The organism is Catellatospora vulcania, from assembly GCF_009720385.1.
Taxonomy (GTDB): domain Bacteria; phylum Actinomycetota; class Actinomycetes; order Mycobacteriales; family Micromonosporaceae; genus Catellatospora; species Catellatospora vulcania.
This window is the reverse complement of the sequence record NZ_WARX01000001.1, coordinates 1,092,176-1,106,332: the sequence shown is the minus strand read 5'-3', so window position 1 is coordinate 1,106,332 and position 14,157 is coordinate 1,092,176. Positions and strand designations below refer to the sequence as shown.

The following is a 14,157-nucleotide window of genomic DNA, read 5'->3' as shown; positions in this document are numbered from 1 at the left end:
GGGGCGCTGCGGCGGCATGATGGAGGTATGGTCCTGCGGCGCATTCTGAACAGCCTGGGGTTCGGCGGAGTGGACGTGGACACGGTGCTGTCCACGCCGGCGACCCGGCCGGGCGGCGCGTTCTCCGGGCAGGTCAGGCTGCATGCCAAGGGTGATGTCGAGATCACCTCGGTGCAGTTGCTGCTGGTCGCGAACTCCGGCGGCACGCAGCTCGAGCTGGCCCGCTATCCCGTAGCCGACCGGCTGCCACTGACCGGCGGCACCGGCCACGCGGTCGGGTTCCACCTGGCCACTCCGTACGCCGCGCCCGTCACGCTGGTCTACGGGCACCCGATGCCCGGGGTCGCCGTCGGCGTGCGCACCGAGGTCACCGTCGCCCAGGGCTCGGCGAAGACCGACTTCGACCCGCTGGGCATGGAACCGACCGAGATCCAGCAGGCCGTGCTCGACGCGCTGGGCACCATCGGCTGCCGCTTCGTACGCAGCGAGCTGCGCCCCGGCTCGCCGACGACCCAGGCGATCACGTTCTACGCCCCCGTCCCGCAGGGCCAGCCCGTCGGCCCGCACATCCCGCAGCTGGCGTTCACCTTCGCCGCCGACCCGCAGGGGCTCACTGTGGTCGCCGAACTCGCCGGACGGCCCGGCCCCGGCGAGGTGCACCGGGTGACCGAGCCGGAGTTCCGGCAGCTGATCGCGCAGCCGGCGCAGTGGATCGAGCTGGTCGACGGCTGGGTGCGCCGCGCCCTGGACCGGGTCGCGGCGCTGCCCGACCAGGACCCCGGATCGTTCATGCGACCGCCGGTGCAGGCCGGGCCGGGCGCGCCCGGTCAGCCCCGCAAGCCCTACGCCTACCCGGGCCAGGGGTCCGGCGGCTACCGCTACGGCGGCTACCGCGGCGCCGGCACGATGATCGGAGCCGGGCTGGGCGGCGCCGCGCTGGGCTTCCTCGGCGGCATGATCGTCGGCGACATGATCCACGATGCGATGACCCCGGACGTCGCCGCCGACGCCGCCGCCGGCGACGGCCAGGACCCCGCCGCGACGGACGCCCAGGACGCGGGCACGGCCGACACCTACGCCGACACCGGCTACGACCAGGGCCAGGGCGGGCCGGACTCCGGCGGCGGCTACGAGGCAGGCGGCTATGACCCCGGCGGCTACGACTCGGGCGGTTTCGACTCCGGCTTCGGCGACTTCGGCGACTTCTGAACATCACCGCGCCGCGTGCCGCCGACCGCGCCGGTCAGAAGCCGGCCAGGAACAGCACGCCGGAGACGAGCAGCCCGGCCTCGATGAGCCGGACGAAGAACCGGTCGCCGACCCGCGTGAGCAGTTTCCGGCCGGTCCAGGCCCCGGCCAGGGTCGCCGGGGTCAGCGCCAGCCCGTAGACCAGGATGTCGGCGGTGAGCAGGTCACCGAGTCCGTATGCGCCGAGCTTGGCCAGATGCATGGTCAGCGCGCTGGCGGCTTCCGTGCCGATGTACGCGGCGCGGGTCAGCCCGTAGGCGAGGAAGAACGGCGCCGTCAGCGGCCCGACCGAACCCAGCAGCGCCGAGCCCAGGCCCGAGGCCGCGCCGACGGCGGCGAAGGCCGGATCGGCGGGCCTGCGCGGATGCGGGTTGAACCGCCGCCACACCACCACCCCGATCAGGAACACGCCGAGCAGCCGCTTCAGCGGTCCGAGCGGCGCGTGCGCCAGCAGCAGGCCACCCGCGACCGCGCAGGGAACCGCGCCGAGCGCGAACCAGCCGATCAGCCGCCACCGCAGCTCGCCCCGGTTGAGCCAGACCCGTGATGCGTTGCTGGACAGCTGCGTCAGCGTCAGCATCGGCACCGCCACCCGAAGTCCGAACAGGGCGGTGAACACCGGCAGCAGCAGCACCCCGCCGCCGAACCCGGCCACCGCCGACAGCACTGCCAGCGCGTACGCCGCAAGGGATGCGGCGAGCACGGTCAGCAGTTGGTCGACGGGCACGCCGCCACGCTGCCACAGCGGCGGACAGCCCGGCACCGGGTTTTACCGCGCTCCGCGGAGCGCCGGCGCCTGCCGAGATGTCAGCCTGCGCGCTGGCGATCAAGCGCCGGTCAGGCGTCGAAGAACGCCTGGCCGGTGACCGCACGGGTCTGCGGGGACTGGTCGGGCGACGGGTGCGGGCGTTCGGCAGCGGCGACATGGGGCGGACCCTCGGGGGCCGCATGGCGGCCGAACGCGGCACGGCGGCTCGCGTACACGTCGAGCAGCGCGATGACCAGCGAGACCACGACGAAGCCGATGGTCACCCACAGGCCGTGGCGGAACGCGAGCGCGAAGTCGCCGCCGGTCCCCGCGACCGTGGCGAAGAAGACCGCGCCGACGACGGCGATGCCCACCGCCGCGCCGATGCGCTGGCCTGTCTGCAGCACTCCCCCGGCGCTGCCCGCGCCCGCGACGGGCACCTCGGCCAGGGTCAGCGTCTGGTTCGGCGCGATGACCAGGCCGCTGCCGATACCCGCGATGAGCAGCGGCAGCGCCGTCGCCCAGCCGTCGTGGCGGCCCGGCACCAGCTCGACCGCGATCTCGACGCCGACCAGGCCGATCAGCACCAGCCCGAGTCCGATCGCGATCAGGGCGCGGCCGACCCGGGTCACCACCCGCCCGCCGAGGCTGGCCGAGACCGCCGAGCCGAGCGCGAACGGCACCGTCGCGACACCCGCCTGCAGCGCCGTGTAGTGCAGGCCCTGCTGCAGGTAGAGGGTGAAGATGAAGAAGATCGCGGTGAACCCGGCGAAGTAGGCCAGCCCCAGCAGCGCGCCGAGGGCGTACGAGCGGCGGCGGAACAGGCTCAGGTCGACCATCGGATGCCCGTGCCGGGCGTACCGGCGCTCCCAGACGACGAAGCCGGCCAGCACCGCCACCCCGGCGGCGAGCAGCAGCCACTTGCCCTGCCCGACCCATACCTCTTCCTGGATCAGCGGCAGCAGCACCAGCACCACGCCGGCGGCCAGCAGCACCACCCCGACCGGGTCGAAGCTCTCCTTGCGCCGCTGGTCGTCGCAGAACTTCGGAATGAAGCGGTACGCCAGCCCGATCGCCAGCGCGCCGACCGGCACGTTGACGTAGAACACCCAGCGCCAGCCCTCGGCCGTCCCGGCGGCCTGGATCAGCAGGCCGCCGAGCAGCGGGCCGATGGCGGTGGAGATGCCGACGGTCGCGCCGAGCATGCCGAACGCGCGGCCCCGCTCCGCGCCCCGGAACAGCTGCTGGATGAGCCCGCTGATCTGCGGGTTGATGATTCCGCCCGCCGCGCCCTGCACGATGCGCGCGACGACCAGCCACAGCGCGCCCTGCGCCAGCCCGGCCGCGGCGCTGGCCATGGTGAACAGCGCGACACCGGCGACGAACGCGTTGCGCCGCCCTTTCATGTCGCCGAACCGGCCGGCGGGCACCAGCAGCAGACCGAAGGCCAGGGCGTATCCGGAGACGACCCACTGCAGGGCGCTGTCGGAGGCGTGCAGGCCCTCGCGGATCGACGGCAGCGCGACGTTGACGATGCTGACGTCGAGCAGCGCCATGAACCCGCCCACCAGGCACACACTCAGTGCACGCCAGCGGCGCGGGTCCGGCGTGTAACCGTCACCTTCGCCACCCATACGCACAGCTCAGAGCCTATCGGCGAAAAATCCTGGAGAGTCGGTTTTCCGGTCACGCCGGCCAGGACCCGGCCGCTGGAATGTAGACACCCCGACCGGCAGACGTGCCAGGAGTTCGCGCCGCCGCTGCCGTCACCGGCCGGTTTCGGCGGCGACCCAGTCGAGGTAGTCGGGGTTGCCCGCGACGACGGGCGTGCAGACGATCTCGGGCGTCTGGTACGGGTGCCGGTCGAGGATGTGCCGCTCCAGCGCCGGGTAGCCGGCCGCCGTGGTCTTGAAGACGAGCGGGTACTCGTCGGACTCCTCGATCGCGCCCTGCCAGCGGTACACGCTGCGGATCGGGCCGCCGAGCTGCGCGCAGGCCGCGACCCGTGCCTCGACCGCCGAACGGGCCAGCGCCAGCGCCGCGTCCCGGTCGTCCAGAGTCGTGACGACCTGGACGAACTCCGCGTCGCCCATCTCCACCTCCGTCATCGCCGCGTACCGGTCACGTTAGCGCCCACCCTGTGGGCAGCCACGACGCGGCACCGCATAATGCTCAGCCCGGCTTGGCGACGGGTTCCACCCGCCGCGGCGGTGACAGACGTGTACCCGTCGAGGAGGCATGGGTGGAGGACTTCGAGGACTTCGTGCGGGGGCGGTCGAACGCGCTCGCGCGTACGGCGTACCTGCTCACCGGCGACCGGCATCAGGCCGAGGAGCTGCTGCAGGACACCCTGTCGCGGGTCGCGGAACGATGGCGGACGGTGGTCCGCGGCGGCGACCCGGAGCCCTACGTGCGGCGCATGCTGTACACCCGTGCGGTCGACGGCTGGCGCAGCCGCCGGCGCCGGCAGGCCCTGCACGAGGCGGCCGCGCAGCAGCGGCCCGAGCTGCGCTGCCATCCCGACGACGCGGAGGCGGTGACCCGTCGGCTGGTGCTGCGCGACGCGCTCGCCCGGCTGACCCCGCGCCAGCGCGCGGTGCTGGTGCTCCGCTTCTACGAGGACCTCACCGAGGTGCAGACCGCCGAGGCGCTGAACTGCTCGGTGAGCACCGTCAAGTCGCAGACCCGGCACGCGCTGGAGCGCCTGCGGCAGCTCGCCCCCGAACTCGCCGACACGTTCGGCCCCGGCACCCCGGTGGAGGCACGATGACCAGCAGGCTGAGTGACGCGTTCGACGATCTGACGGCCGAGGTCGCCCCGTTCGTGGTCCGCGACGACCTGGGCCGCACCGCGTGGCGGGCCGGGCGCCGCCGCCGCACCCGCCGCCTGCTCACCACGTCGAGCCTGGCGGTGACCGCGTTGGCGGTGCTGGCGATGACGGTGCTGCCATGGGCGGGCGGACCGCGGGCGCTGACCCCGGCAGGTGGCGAGGCCGGCGTCACCGGGTATCCGCAGCGCATCGGGCACCAGTGGTGGATCGGTGAGCTGCCCGAGCGGCCGGGCCCGGTCGCCGGGTTGGTGGAGATCGTCGACCAGGAGAGCGAGACGGATGGCTGGCACGTGTTCTCCGAGCACGGGCACCTGTGGCGGCTGGCCCCGCACTTCGGCGGCACCGGCGACTGGCCCGCGCTGTCGCCGGACGGACGCCGGCTGGGCTACCTCACCGACCAGGACGGCCCGTATGTCATCCGTGACCTCGCCACGGGCCGGACCACGTCGTTTCCTTCGATCGGCGACGCGACGATCGGACGGCCCTCGGCGTACCTGGTGGCCGGCCAGTCCCCGAACTTCTGGTCCCCGGACGGTGCGCATCTGCTGCTGCATGCAAGTCTGCCGCCGGTGACGCCGGGGGCGGCGATCCTGGGCATGGACGGGTCGGTGCGATTCGCGCCGCGCAATGACCTCGGCCACCCCGCAGGCTGGGCCGGCGACGATCGGCTGGTGTGGGTCAAGGCGACGGGCGACGACCCCGCGGCACCCGGCTACGCGGTCACCGCGACGACCACCGACCTCGCCGGAGCGCCGGTAGGCGCGGTCACGCTGCGCCCGGCCGACGGCTGGCGGCAAGACGGCCACCTGAATCAGTGGTCTCCGGCGACCTCCCCGGACGGCACCGAGCTGCTGGTCTCGGAGTATCTCTCCGCCGGCGAAGACAGGGCCGCGGTGCGGCGGTTCTCGCTGAGCGACGGCGGCGAGCGCGGTTCGGCCACAGTGGATCATGTGACGACGCCGTGCGGCGCGAGCTGGGCCGGCGACGTCCCTGCCGTGCCGCTGAACCTGCCGGACACCGGCGAGGGGTACGCGTCCACGGTGCTGCTGGAGCCGGCGGGGCCGCGCCGTGTCGTGACGGCGGACCCGGAGCTCGACACGCGCTGCCTGATCTGGGCGGCGGGCGCGTTGGCCGGTGAGCCGCACGGGTGGCCGTTCGGTCTGGCCACGCCCTGGTGGACCTGGTGGTGGCGGGAGATCCTGGTCGGTGTGTGGATGCTCGCTGCGGTCGCCTCGGTGTGGGCGTGCCGCATTCGGCGGCCGCTGCCCTCCCCGGGCCGGGACCGGCCAGGCGGTGCGCGGGCCTCCTGAGGACCGCCTGCTCCGGTCATGCTCTGCGGTCGGTCGCAGAGCATGACCGGAGCCTGCGGTCATCGCCTGGTCACGCGATGGTGCAGGTGCTGCCGTTCAGCGTGAACGACGGCGGTTTGCCGGTGTTGCCGGTGTGGTTGGCGTTGAACCCGATGGTGGTGCTCGCGCCGGGCGCGAGGGTGCCGTTGTAGCTCAGGTTCCGGGCGGTCACCGCGCCGCTGGCGGGCGAGTAGGTCGCGTTCCAGCCGGAGGTGATCGCCTGCCCGGTGGGCAGGGTGAACGCCAGCGCCCAGCCGTTGACCGTGGACGTGCCGGTGTTGGTGATGGTGATGTTCGCGGTCAGGCCGGTGTTCCAGGCGCTGACCGTGTACGCCACCCGGCACGCGCCCTGCGGCTGCGGGCTCGGCGGCACGCTCGGCGAAGGCGGGGTGCTGGGCGAGGGCGGGGTGCTCGGCGACGGGGGCGTGCTCGGCGACGGCGGGGCCGACGGGCTCGGCGGCGCGGAGGTGAGGCCGAAGAACTGGATGGCCATCAGCGCCTGGCCGGACAGCGGCAGGTTGTGGCCGACCCCGGCCAGGCTGACGCCCTCGACGGCGACGTTGGCTCCCGAGCCGCCGTAGCGGGTCCGGGTCCATCCGGACTGCGGGGTGTCGGTGTACGTCGGGGTCTGGCTCAGGCCGTGCACGTTGGTCCACTGCTTGATCGCCTCGCCGAAGTTCGGGTAGCGCAGCGTCGCGTCGTCGGTGCCGTGGAACAGCTGCATGCGCGGCCGGGGGCCGGTATAGCCCGGGTAGGCCGCGCGGACCTGGTCGCCCCACTGCTGGGCCGTCTTGATCAGCTGGCCGTTGGCGCAGGTGCTGTTCCACATCGAGCCGTCGGTGGTGGCGAAGCACCCGAACGGCACGCCCATGAAGGACGAGCCCGCCTTGAAGACGTCCGGGTACGCCCCCAGCAGGACGTTGGTCATCATGCCGCCGGACGACGCGCCGGTGGCGTAGACGCGGTCGGCGTCACCGCCGCGGTTGCTGACCACCCAGCGCACCATCGAGACGATGCTGAGCGAGTCGCTGCCGCCGTTGTGGGTCAGCGACGCCGGCGACGACACGTCGAAGCATGCGCCGCTGCGCGTCGCCGACGGGTAGATCACGATGAACTTGTACTGGTCGGCGAGCTGCGCGAACTGCGTGCCCGAGTAGAAGGCCGGGCCGGTGCCGGTGCAGTAGTGCACGGCGACCACGACCGCGGGCCGGGTGCCGATGTTGTCGGGCACGTACAGGTGCATGCGCAGGTTGCTGGGGTTGGCGCCGAAGCTGGTCACCTCGGTGAGCGTCGCCGCCGCGGCAGGTGGGGTGGCTACCACCAGTCCCGCCACGACGGCCAGGGCCGATGCGGCGACCGCCAGCAGCGACCTGATTCCTCTTCGCATGGTGTCTCCTCCCGTGGCGGGGCAGCGCCACTGAGAAACGTTTCCAATGTGTAAGCGAATGCATTCGCCCGAACCATAGACGTCGATACGAAGCAGGGTCAAGGCAAGCCGGGGACCGGTACTTTCGGGCCGTCAGGCAGCGAACGGCGACGCGGTGCTCGCGCGCAGGACGAGGTCGGTGGCCAGCTCGACGCGCAGCCGCGGCGGGACGTCCCCGGCGGCCAGGGTGAGGGCCAGCTCCGCGGCGGCCGCGCCCATCTCGGCCAGCGGCTGGCGGACCGTGGTCAGCGCGGGCCCGCTCCAGCGGGCGAACTCCAGGTCGTCGAAGCCGACGACGCTCAGGTCGTCGGGCACCCGGCGGCCGGCCCGGCGGGCCGCCTCGTACACGCCGAGGGCCAGCAGGTCGTTGCAGCAGAACACGGCCGTCGGCGGCGCGGACAGGGCGAGCAGGTCCCGCCCGTGGCGCAGGCCGTCCTCGTAGGACAGCGTGCCGGAACGCAGCAGCGACGCCTCGACGGGCGCCCCGGCGGCGTCCATCGCGGCCCGGAAGCCGTCGAGGCGGGCCCGCGCGGCCAGGAAGCCGGGCGGCCCGCCGATCATCGCGATCCGACGGTGGCCCAATTCCAGCAGGTGGCGGGTGGCGGTCAGGCCGCCGTTCCAGTTCGCCGCGCCGACCGAGGGCACGCTGTGCACCGGCTCGCCCGTCGGGTCGAGCGCCACCAGCGGGATGCCGCTGGCCGCCAGCCGGGCGTGCTCACGGCGCATGGCCGCGCCGTACACGGCGATGACCGCGACCGGACGCCGCCGTAGCACCTGGTCGAGCCAGCCGGGGGCCGACGCCGTCTCGGTGAAGCCGACGGCGAGCTGCCGCGCGCCCGCGACCTGCGCCACCCCGCGCATGATCTCGATGGCGAGGTGGCTCTCCAGCGCCTGGAACGCGACCTCCAGCATCGGCGCCTGGGTGACCGCGTCGGGGCGGCGGTAGTTCTGCTCCCGCAGCACCTGCTCGACCCGCTCGCGGGTCTCGGCGGCGACGCCGGGGTGCCCGTTGAGCACTTTGGACACCGTGGGCGCGGACACCCCGGCCAGCCGCGCGACGACCGCGACCGTGGTCTCGCCGCGCCGCCTGCCCCGCCGCGCCACGGGCACGCCCTTGGCGGCGCGCCCGGTCGGCGCGGCCGGGTCGACAGCGGTCACTGCGAGGCCGGGCGCGGGTGCGGCACGGCCGTCAGCGCGGGCGGACGGTACAGGTTGATCGCGCGCGAGGCCAGGTCGTTGACGGTCGACGAGTTCGCCCACGCGCCGAACACGATCGCGGCGAACGGGATCGCCTTCGCGGCGACCTTGCGCACCGCCCGCATCCCGGCCATCTGTGCGAGCTTCCAGCTCAACCGCCCGAGCGCCCGGCCGACCGGGGCCCGGCTCGCGGTGGTGCCGACCCCCTTGGCCAGCGCGGCCCCGACGCCCTCACGGCCCTGGGCGACGCCGAGCGCCAGCCGGGCCGCCTCGGTCGCCTTGTGCACCCGCTGCAGCACCAGCAGGTCGGTGGCCCGGTCGGGGTGGGTCGGGTCGACGCCGTACACGGCGGCCAGGTGCAGCACCAGGCGGCTCTGCGTCCAGGCCAGGGTCGCCAGGTCGGCGATCGCGCCGGGCAGGCCGACCGAGCCCGACACCGCCCCGGTGAACCGCGCGTGCCGCCGGAACCGCTTGACCGCCTGCTGGGCCAGGCCGTCGGGGTGCATGTTCGGGTACATGGTGCGCATGCGGGTGACCCACGCCGCGGCCTGCGGCCCGATCCGGGCCACCGCCTCCAGCGCCAGGTGCTCGGGAGCGTACTGGGGGTCGGCCTTCATCCGCGCCCACAGCCCCGGCGGTGGGGCGTCGCGGACGTCGAGGTCGGCGTCGGCCGGCGCGAGCGCGCCCGGTTCGGTCATCGGAGAACCTCCGCGAGTTCGAGCAGGGACTCGTCCGTGCCGGGTGCGCCGACCAGGCACAGCCCCACGGGAAGACCGTCCACGGCGGCGCCGGGGACGCTGAGCGCGGGCAGGCCCGCGACGCTGGAGATGCCGGTCAGACCCAGGATCGGGCCGCGCAGCGGGCCGGTGTCGACGCCGCGACCGGGGGCGGGGGCCGGCGCGGTCGGGATGACCAGCACCGCGCCGTCGAGCAGCCGCGCCATCGTGGTCCGGACCGCGGTGATCTCCCGGTCAGCGGCCATCAGTTCCTCGTGGGTACGCGCCTGCGCCGCACGCACCCGCTCGCCGACGCCGGGGCCGAAGGCGGGTTCGTGCTCGCGTACCCAGTCGCCGTGGCGCTGCCAGAACTCCCAGCCGGTGCGCACCGCGTACGCGAACCGGTAGTCCGGCGCGGGAGCCGAGCCCCACAGCGGCTTCTCGTCGCAGGGCAGCGTCGCGGCCAGCCGTTCCAGGGCCGGTTGCAGCGCCTGGCGCACCGCCGGTTCGGCGAGCTCCCACAGGTCGGCCGGGGCGACCAGCCCGCGGATCGGGGTGGTGTCGGGGCCGCCGGTCAGCAGCACGCCGGTTCCCGTGCGCAGCAGCGCCAGGTCACGGGTCAGCAGGCCCGGCACGTCGAACGAGCCGCACAGCGGCACGACCCCGGCCCGGCTGACCCGGCTGTGACTGGGACGCAGGCCGTACAGGCCGCACCAGCCGGCGGGGATGCGCACCGAACCGCCGGTGTCGGTGCCCAGCCCCAGGTCGGCCGAGCCCTCCGCGACCGCGGCGGCGGTGCCGTTGGAGGAGCCGCCGGTGAGGTGCCCGGGAGCGGCCGGGTTGTCCGGCGCGCCGTAGTGCGCGTTGGTGCCGAACAGGCTGTACGCCATCTCGTCGGTGTGGGTCTTGCCGACGATGTGCGCGCCGGCCCCGGTCAGCACGGCCACCGCCGCCGCGTCGCGGATCGCCGGCGGATGCGTGGCGAGCCAGGTCGGGTTGCCCGCCCCGGTGGGCAGGCCGGTCACGTCGAACAGGTCCTTGACGGCCAGGCGCACGCCTTGCAGCGGGCCGCCGGCCGCCGGGCGCGACGGGATGTCGTCCACCCAGGGCACGTACGGGCCGGGGATCGGCAGCTCGGTCATCGCACTCTCCTACCACGAGCGCCCGGCCGGACCGGCGGGCGCACCACGTAGCTTAAATGCCTATGGCCCCCGTGCTCAGTCGTCAAACACTCAACCGTGCCCTGCTGTCGCGGCAGCTGCTGCTGGAACGTGCGCGGATCCCGGTGCACGACGCGGTCGCGCACCTGTTCGGGCTGCAGGCGCAGGCCCCGAACCCGCCGTACGTCGCGCTGTGGAACCGGCTCGCGGACTTCGTGCCCGGCGAGCTGTCGCAGCTGATCACCGACCGGCGGGTGGTCCGCATCGCACTGATGCGCTCGACGATCCACCTGGTCACCGCCGAGGACTGCCTGGCCCTGCGCGCGGTGCTGGCGCCGGCCCTGGAAAGAGCCCTGGCCGCCACCCGCGGCAAGGAGCTGACCGGCCTGGACGTGGACGCGGTCGCCGCCTACGGCCGCGAGCTGGTGGAGGCGCAGCCGCGCACGTTCGCGGAGCTGGGCACGCTGCTCGCGGCCCGCTTCCCGGGCCAGGACGCCGAGGTGCTGCCACGGGTGGTGCGCGTGCGGGTGCCGCTGGTGCAGGTGCCGCCGCGCGGGCTGTGGGGGTCGAGCGGGCAGGCCGCGCACACCTCGGCGGAGTCGTGGCTGTCCGCCGGACTGTCCGTCCCGTCCGCGGACGACATGGTGCTGCGTTACCTGGCCGCGTACGGCCCGGCCAGTGTCCGCGACGTGCAGGCCTGGGCGGGCATGACCCGGCTGAAGGAGGTCGTCGAACGGCTGCGGCCACGGCTGTCGACCTTCCGCGACGAGCAGAGCGTCGCCCTGTTCGACCTGCCCGACGCGCCCCGCCCGGACGCCGACGTGCCCGCGCCGGTACGCCTGCTGGGCGAGTTCGACAGTGTGCTGCTGGCGCACGCCGACCGCACCCGGATCATCTCCGACGAGCACCGCAAACGCATCTTCACGATCAACGGCATCATCCGGGCGACCGTCCTGATCGGGGGCTTCGTCGCCGGGATGTGGCGCATCGAGCGCGAACGCGGCCGGGCCGTGCTGGCCGTCGAGCCGTTCACGGCTTTCACCGCCGCCGACCGTGACGCGGTGGCGCAGGAGGGGGCGCGGCTGCTGGCCTTCGCCGCCCCCGAGGCAGCGGCGCACGAGGTCCGGATCGCCTGAGCCACTGTCACTAACCGTACGGCCGCGGCGCTGCTGAGTAACCGACAGTCAGCGGCCGACCCCATGGCGGCCGCCTACCTTGACCGGCGAGCGAACTCACGCTCATCGATCACAGGGAGAGTGGTTCCCATGGCAACCGACGTGGAAAGACGTGTTCGACGCGGTCGGCCGACCCGGCTGGCCGCGACGCTGCTCGCGGCGACACTGCTCACGCTCGGCCTGTCCGTCACCGCCAACGTCGTCACGGCGACGCCCGCACAGGCCCTGTGCGTCACCCAGCCGATGGAAGGCGACTGGCACAACATCGACCCCGCCACCAGGTCCATCATCCGCACGCAGGTGCAGTTCGTCTGCAACGACGTGATCGTCTGCGACGCGGACACCGGCGTCTGCACCGGGGGGACGAGCTACTTCCGGATCCGCCCGTGGGGAGCCTGCACCCCCGCCTGTGACTGGGGATGGCGCAACACCGTCCGGATGAGCGACGGCTGGGTCAGGGCGACGTACACCTACAGCTACAAGACGGTGGACGTCTGGGCTCGCACCGAGGCCTGGTACGGGTCGACCTACCTGCGGGTGTGGACCAGCACCGACTTCACCGACGCCGACGGCCGCGCCGACTACACGAGCAACGACTGGTTCCTCAGGTGACGGTGTCGCCGGCGGGAGCAGCTCTCCCGCCGGCGACGTCCGCACGCCTGCTCAGTGGTGCCCGGCGTGGGCCAGGTGCGACGCATGGTCGACGACGCCCGGCCTGCCACCGGGCGGCACCACCACGAACTGGCCCATCATGCCCGCGTCCTCGTGGTAGAGCACGTGGCAGTGGAACATGTAGGGGGTGTCCGCATCCTCGTAGTCGCTGAACCGCATGATCAGCTCGAAGGTGACGTTCGGCGGCAGGTAGACGGTGTCCTTCCAGCCCGACAGCTGCGGCGGCGGCGCGGCCCCGCCCTTGGTGAGGACCTGGAACTGCACGTCGTGGATGTGGAAGTTGTGCGGGGTGCCGTCGTTGTTGACGACCTTCCAGATCTCCACGCTGCCGCGCTCGGGCGCGGCGTCGACGCGGGTCATGTCCATCTGCTGCCCGTTGATGGCATGACCGCTGAGCTTGAACGGCCGCTGCTGCACGGCGTCGGCGCGGTTCAGCCGAGGGGTGGCGACCAGCCGCTGCGGCACCGCCGGGCGCGGCGCGAGCGTGCCCGCGGCGCGCAGCTGCAGGATGTCGAGGGTGTCCGCGCCGCCGGTGAACCGGTCGCCGAGCAGCCCCGTCTCCAGCGGCTGCGGATAGCTGCGCAGCACGGTCCGTTCGCCCGGCTCGACCGTCACCACGATCTCGGCGCGCTCACCGGGCGACAGCATGATCCGGTCCGTGTCGTACGCCGACTCCAGCAGCCCGCCGTCCGTGCCGACCAGCGCGAACCGGCGCCCGTCGGGGAACCCGAACTCGTAGGAGCGGGCATTGGACCCGTTGAGCAGCCGCAGCCGCACCCGCTCGGTGGTCACGTCGAGGTAGGGCCCGACGGTGCCGTTGACCGCGACGGTGTCGCCGAGCACCCCGACCCCGCCCAGGAACGCGGAGCTGTCGTCGAGTTCGCCGTCGCCGTCGAACTTCTTGTCCTGCACGATCAGCGGGATGTCGTCGACGCCGTACTCGTGCGGCAGCGCGTCCACCGACGTCGCCGGGTCGTCGACGAGGAACAGCCCGGCCAGGCCGCGGTACACGTGCCCGGCGGTCTCGCCGTGCAGGTGCGGGTGGTACCACAGCGTCGCCGCGGGCTGGTCCAGCTTCCAGGTCGGCGACCAGGACTTCCCCGGCCCGACGAGCTGGTGCGGGCCGCCGTCGGCTTCCGCGGGCAGGTGCATGCCGTGCCAGTGCACCGTGGTGGTCTCGTCCAAAGCGTTGGTCACGTTGACCTGGACCTGCTCGCCGCGGGTCGCCCGCAGCGTCGGGCCGAGGAAGCCGCCGTTGAACCCCCAGGTCGGCGTCGCGCCGCGGCCGAAGTCATGCTCCCCGGCCTGCGCCTTGAGGTCGAACACCCGGCGGCCGTCCTCCAGCCGCGACGGCGCGAGCGGCGGCACCGCCAGCGGCCGGGTGAAGTCGACCTGGTCCGCCGTCGAGATCACCTGCGCGTTCCAGATCCACACACCGGCTCCGGCGCAGACCGTGCACAGCAGCAGCACCACCACGCCGACGATCGCCAGCACCCTCCTGAGGCGCACCCTGACCAGCTCCCTTCCCCGCGTCCTTCTGAGCGCAGACAGGGTGCCTGGGCGGGTGGGGCCGAGTCGAGCGATCGGCGGCGATACCGGGGACGAGCCAGGGTCTTTCCCGGCCTTGTGTCTGAGT

General features: G+C 73.4%; 13 protein-coding genes. 5 read left to right on the top strand and 8 right to left on the bottom strand.

The features are described from left to right. Positions 1-27 precede the first annotated feature (27 nt). Complete coding sequence (locus tag F6W97_RS24305; RefSeq protein WP_155372704.1) at positions 28-1,209, top strand: sporulation protein; 1,182 nt, start codon at positions 28-30, stop codon at positions 1,207-1,209. Between the two features lie 34 nt (positions 1,210-1,243). On the opposite strand, the gene F6W97_RS24300 is transcribed toward F6W97_RS24305, so the two are convergent. From F6W97_RS24300 to cutA, 3 genes are all read right to left on the bottom strand, one after another. Beyond that, positions 1,244-1,975, bottom strand: a complete 732-nt coding sequence (locus F6W97_RS24300) for a sulfite exporter TauE/SafE family protein (RefSeq protein ID WP_230686917.1) — start codon at positions 1,973-1,975, stop codon at positions 1,244-1,246. Between the two features lie 110 nt (positions 1,976-2,085). Then, positions 2,086-3,630, bottom strand: coding sequence for an MFS transporter (locus F6W97_RS24295; protein ID WP_155372703.1), 1,545 nt, complete (start codon positions 3,628-3,630; stop codon positions 2,086-2,088). A gap of 132 nt (positions 3,631-3,762) precedes the next feature. Further along, complete coding sequence (gene cutA / locus F6W97_RS24290; protein WP_230686916.1) at positions 3,763-4,104, bottom strand: divalent-cation tolerance protein CutA; 342 nt, start codon at positions 4,102-4,104, stop codon at positions 3,763-3,765. Positions 4,105-4,238: 134 nt separating this feature from the next. Between cutA and F6W97_RS24285 the strand changes: the two genes are divergently transcribed. Next, positions 4,239-4,766, top strand: a complete 528-nt coding sequence (locus F6W97_RS24285; protein ID WP_155372702.1) for a SigE family RNA polymerase sigma factor — start codon at positions 4,239-4,241, stop codon at positions 4,764-4,766. Continuing rightward, complete coding sequence (locus tag F6W97_RS24280; protein ID WP_155372701.1) at positions 4,763-6,136, top strand: TolB-like translocation protein; 1,374 nt, start codon at positions 4,763-4,765, stop codon at positions 6,134-6,136. The genes F6W97_RS24285 and F6W97_RS24280 overlap by 4 nt, the downstream gene beginning before the upstream one ends. 70 nt (positions 6,137-6,206) lie before the next feature. On the opposite strand, the gene F6W97_RS24275 is transcribed toward F6W97_RS24280, so the two are convergent. The 4 genes from F6W97_RS24275 to F6W97_RS24260 all read right to left on the bottom strand — a co-directional run bounded on the left by F6W97_RS24275 (position 6,207) and on the right by F6W97_RS24260 (position 10,656). After that, positions 6,207-7,562, bottom strand: a complete 1,356-nt coding sequence (locus F6W97_RS24275) for an extracellular catalytic domain type 1 short-chain-length polyhydroxyalkanoate depolymerase (protein ID WP_155372700.1) — start codon at positions 7,560-7,562, stop codon at positions 6,207-6,209. 132 nt (positions 7,563-7,694) lie between these two features. Beyond that, the gene (locus tag F6W97_RS24270) at positions 7,695-8,759 is read right to left on the bottom strand and encodes a LacI family DNA-binding transcriptional regulator (protein ID WP_230686915.1); all 1,065 of its coding nucleotides are present in this window, start codon (positions 8,757-8,759) and stop codon (positions 7,695-7,697) included. After that, entirely contained in the window at positions 8,756-9,496 is a 741-nt protein-coding gene (locus tag F6W97_RS24265; RefSeq protein WP_155372699.1) for an EcsC family protein, read from the bottom strand. Before F6W97_RS24265 ends, F6W97_RS24270 begins: the two co-directional genes overlap by 4 nt. Beyond that, the gene (locus tag F6W97_RS24260; protein WP_155372698.1) at positions 9,493-10,656 is read right to left on the bottom strand and encodes an amidase family protein; all 1,164 of its coding nucleotides are present in this window, start codon (positions 10,654-10,656) and stop codon (positions 9,493-9,495) included. The genes F6W97_RS24265 and F6W97_RS24260 overlap by 4 nt, the downstream gene beginning before the upstream one ends. Before the next feature lie 62 nt (positions 10,657-10,718). Here F6W97_RS24260 and F6W97_RS24255 point away from each other — a divergent pair, with 62 nt between their 5' ends. Together F6W97_RS24255 and F6W97_RS24250 are read left to right on the top strand one after the other, a co-directional pair. Then, a complete protein-coding gene (locus F6W97_RS24255) occupies positions 10,719-11,810 on the top strand; it encodes a winged helix DNA-binding domain-containing protein (RefSeq protein ID WP_155372697.1) in 1,092 nt (363 codons plus the stop codon). 129 nt (positions 11,811-11,939) lie between these two features. Next, positions 11,940-12,461 carry a hypothetical protein gene (locus tag F6W97_RS24250; protein ID WP_155372696.1) on the top strand — a complete coding sequence of 174 codons (522 nt, stop codon included), beginning with the start codon at positions 11,940-11,942 and terminating at the stop codon, positions 12,459-12,461. A 51-nt stretch (positions 12,462-12,512) separates the two neighbouring features. Here F6W97_RS24250 and F6W97_RS24245 read toward each other — a convergent pair whose 3' ends face one another. Next, positions 12,513-14,030, bottom strand: a complete 1,518-nt coding sequence (locus F6W97_RS24245; RefSeq protein ID WP_230686914.1) for a multicopper oxidase family protein — start codon at positions 14,028-14,030, stop codon at positions 12,513-12,515. Positions 14,031-14,157: the final 127 nt, after the last annotated feature.

Excerpts from the sequence above, each read along its gene's own strand:
- F6W97_RS24305 (WP_155372704.1), top strand. The coding sequence starts at position 28 with ATGGTCCTGCGGCGCATTCTGAACAGCCTGGGGTTCGGCGGAGTGGAC.
- F6W97_RS24295 (WP_155372703.1), bottom strand. The coding sequence starts at position 3,630 with ATGGGTGGCGAAGGTGACGGTTACACGCCGGACCCGCGCCGCTGGCGT.
- cutA (WP_230686916.1), bottom strand. The coding sequence starts at position 4,104 with ATGACGGAGGTGGAGATGGGCGACGCGGAGTTCGTCCAGGTCGTCACG.
- F6W97_RS24280 (WP_155372701.1), top strand. The coding sequence starts at position 4,763 with ATGACCAGCAGGCTGAGTGACGCGTTCGACGATCTGACGGCCGAGGTC.
- F6W97_RS24275 (WP_155372700.1), bottom strand. The coding sequence starts at position 7,562 with ATGCGAAGAGGAATCAGGTCGCTGCTGGCGGTCGCCGCATCGGCCCTG.
- F6W97_RS24265 (WP_155372699.1), bottom strand. The coding sequence starts at position 9,496 with ATGACCGAACCGGGCGCGCTCGCGCCGGCCGACGCCGACCTCGACGTC.
- F6W97_RS24260 (WP_155372698.1), bottom strand. The coding sequence starts at position 10,656 with ATGACCGAGCTGCCGATCCCCGGCCCGTACGTGCCCTGGGTGGACGAC.
- F6W97_RS24255 (WP_155372697.1), top strand. The coding sequence starts at position 10,719 with ATGGCCCCCGTGCTCAGTCGTCAAACACTCAACCGTGCCCTGCTGTCG.
- F6W97_RS24250 (WP_155372696.1), top strand. The coding sequence starts at position 11,940 with ATGGCAACCGACGTGGAAAGACGTGTTCGACGCGGTCGGCCGACCCGG.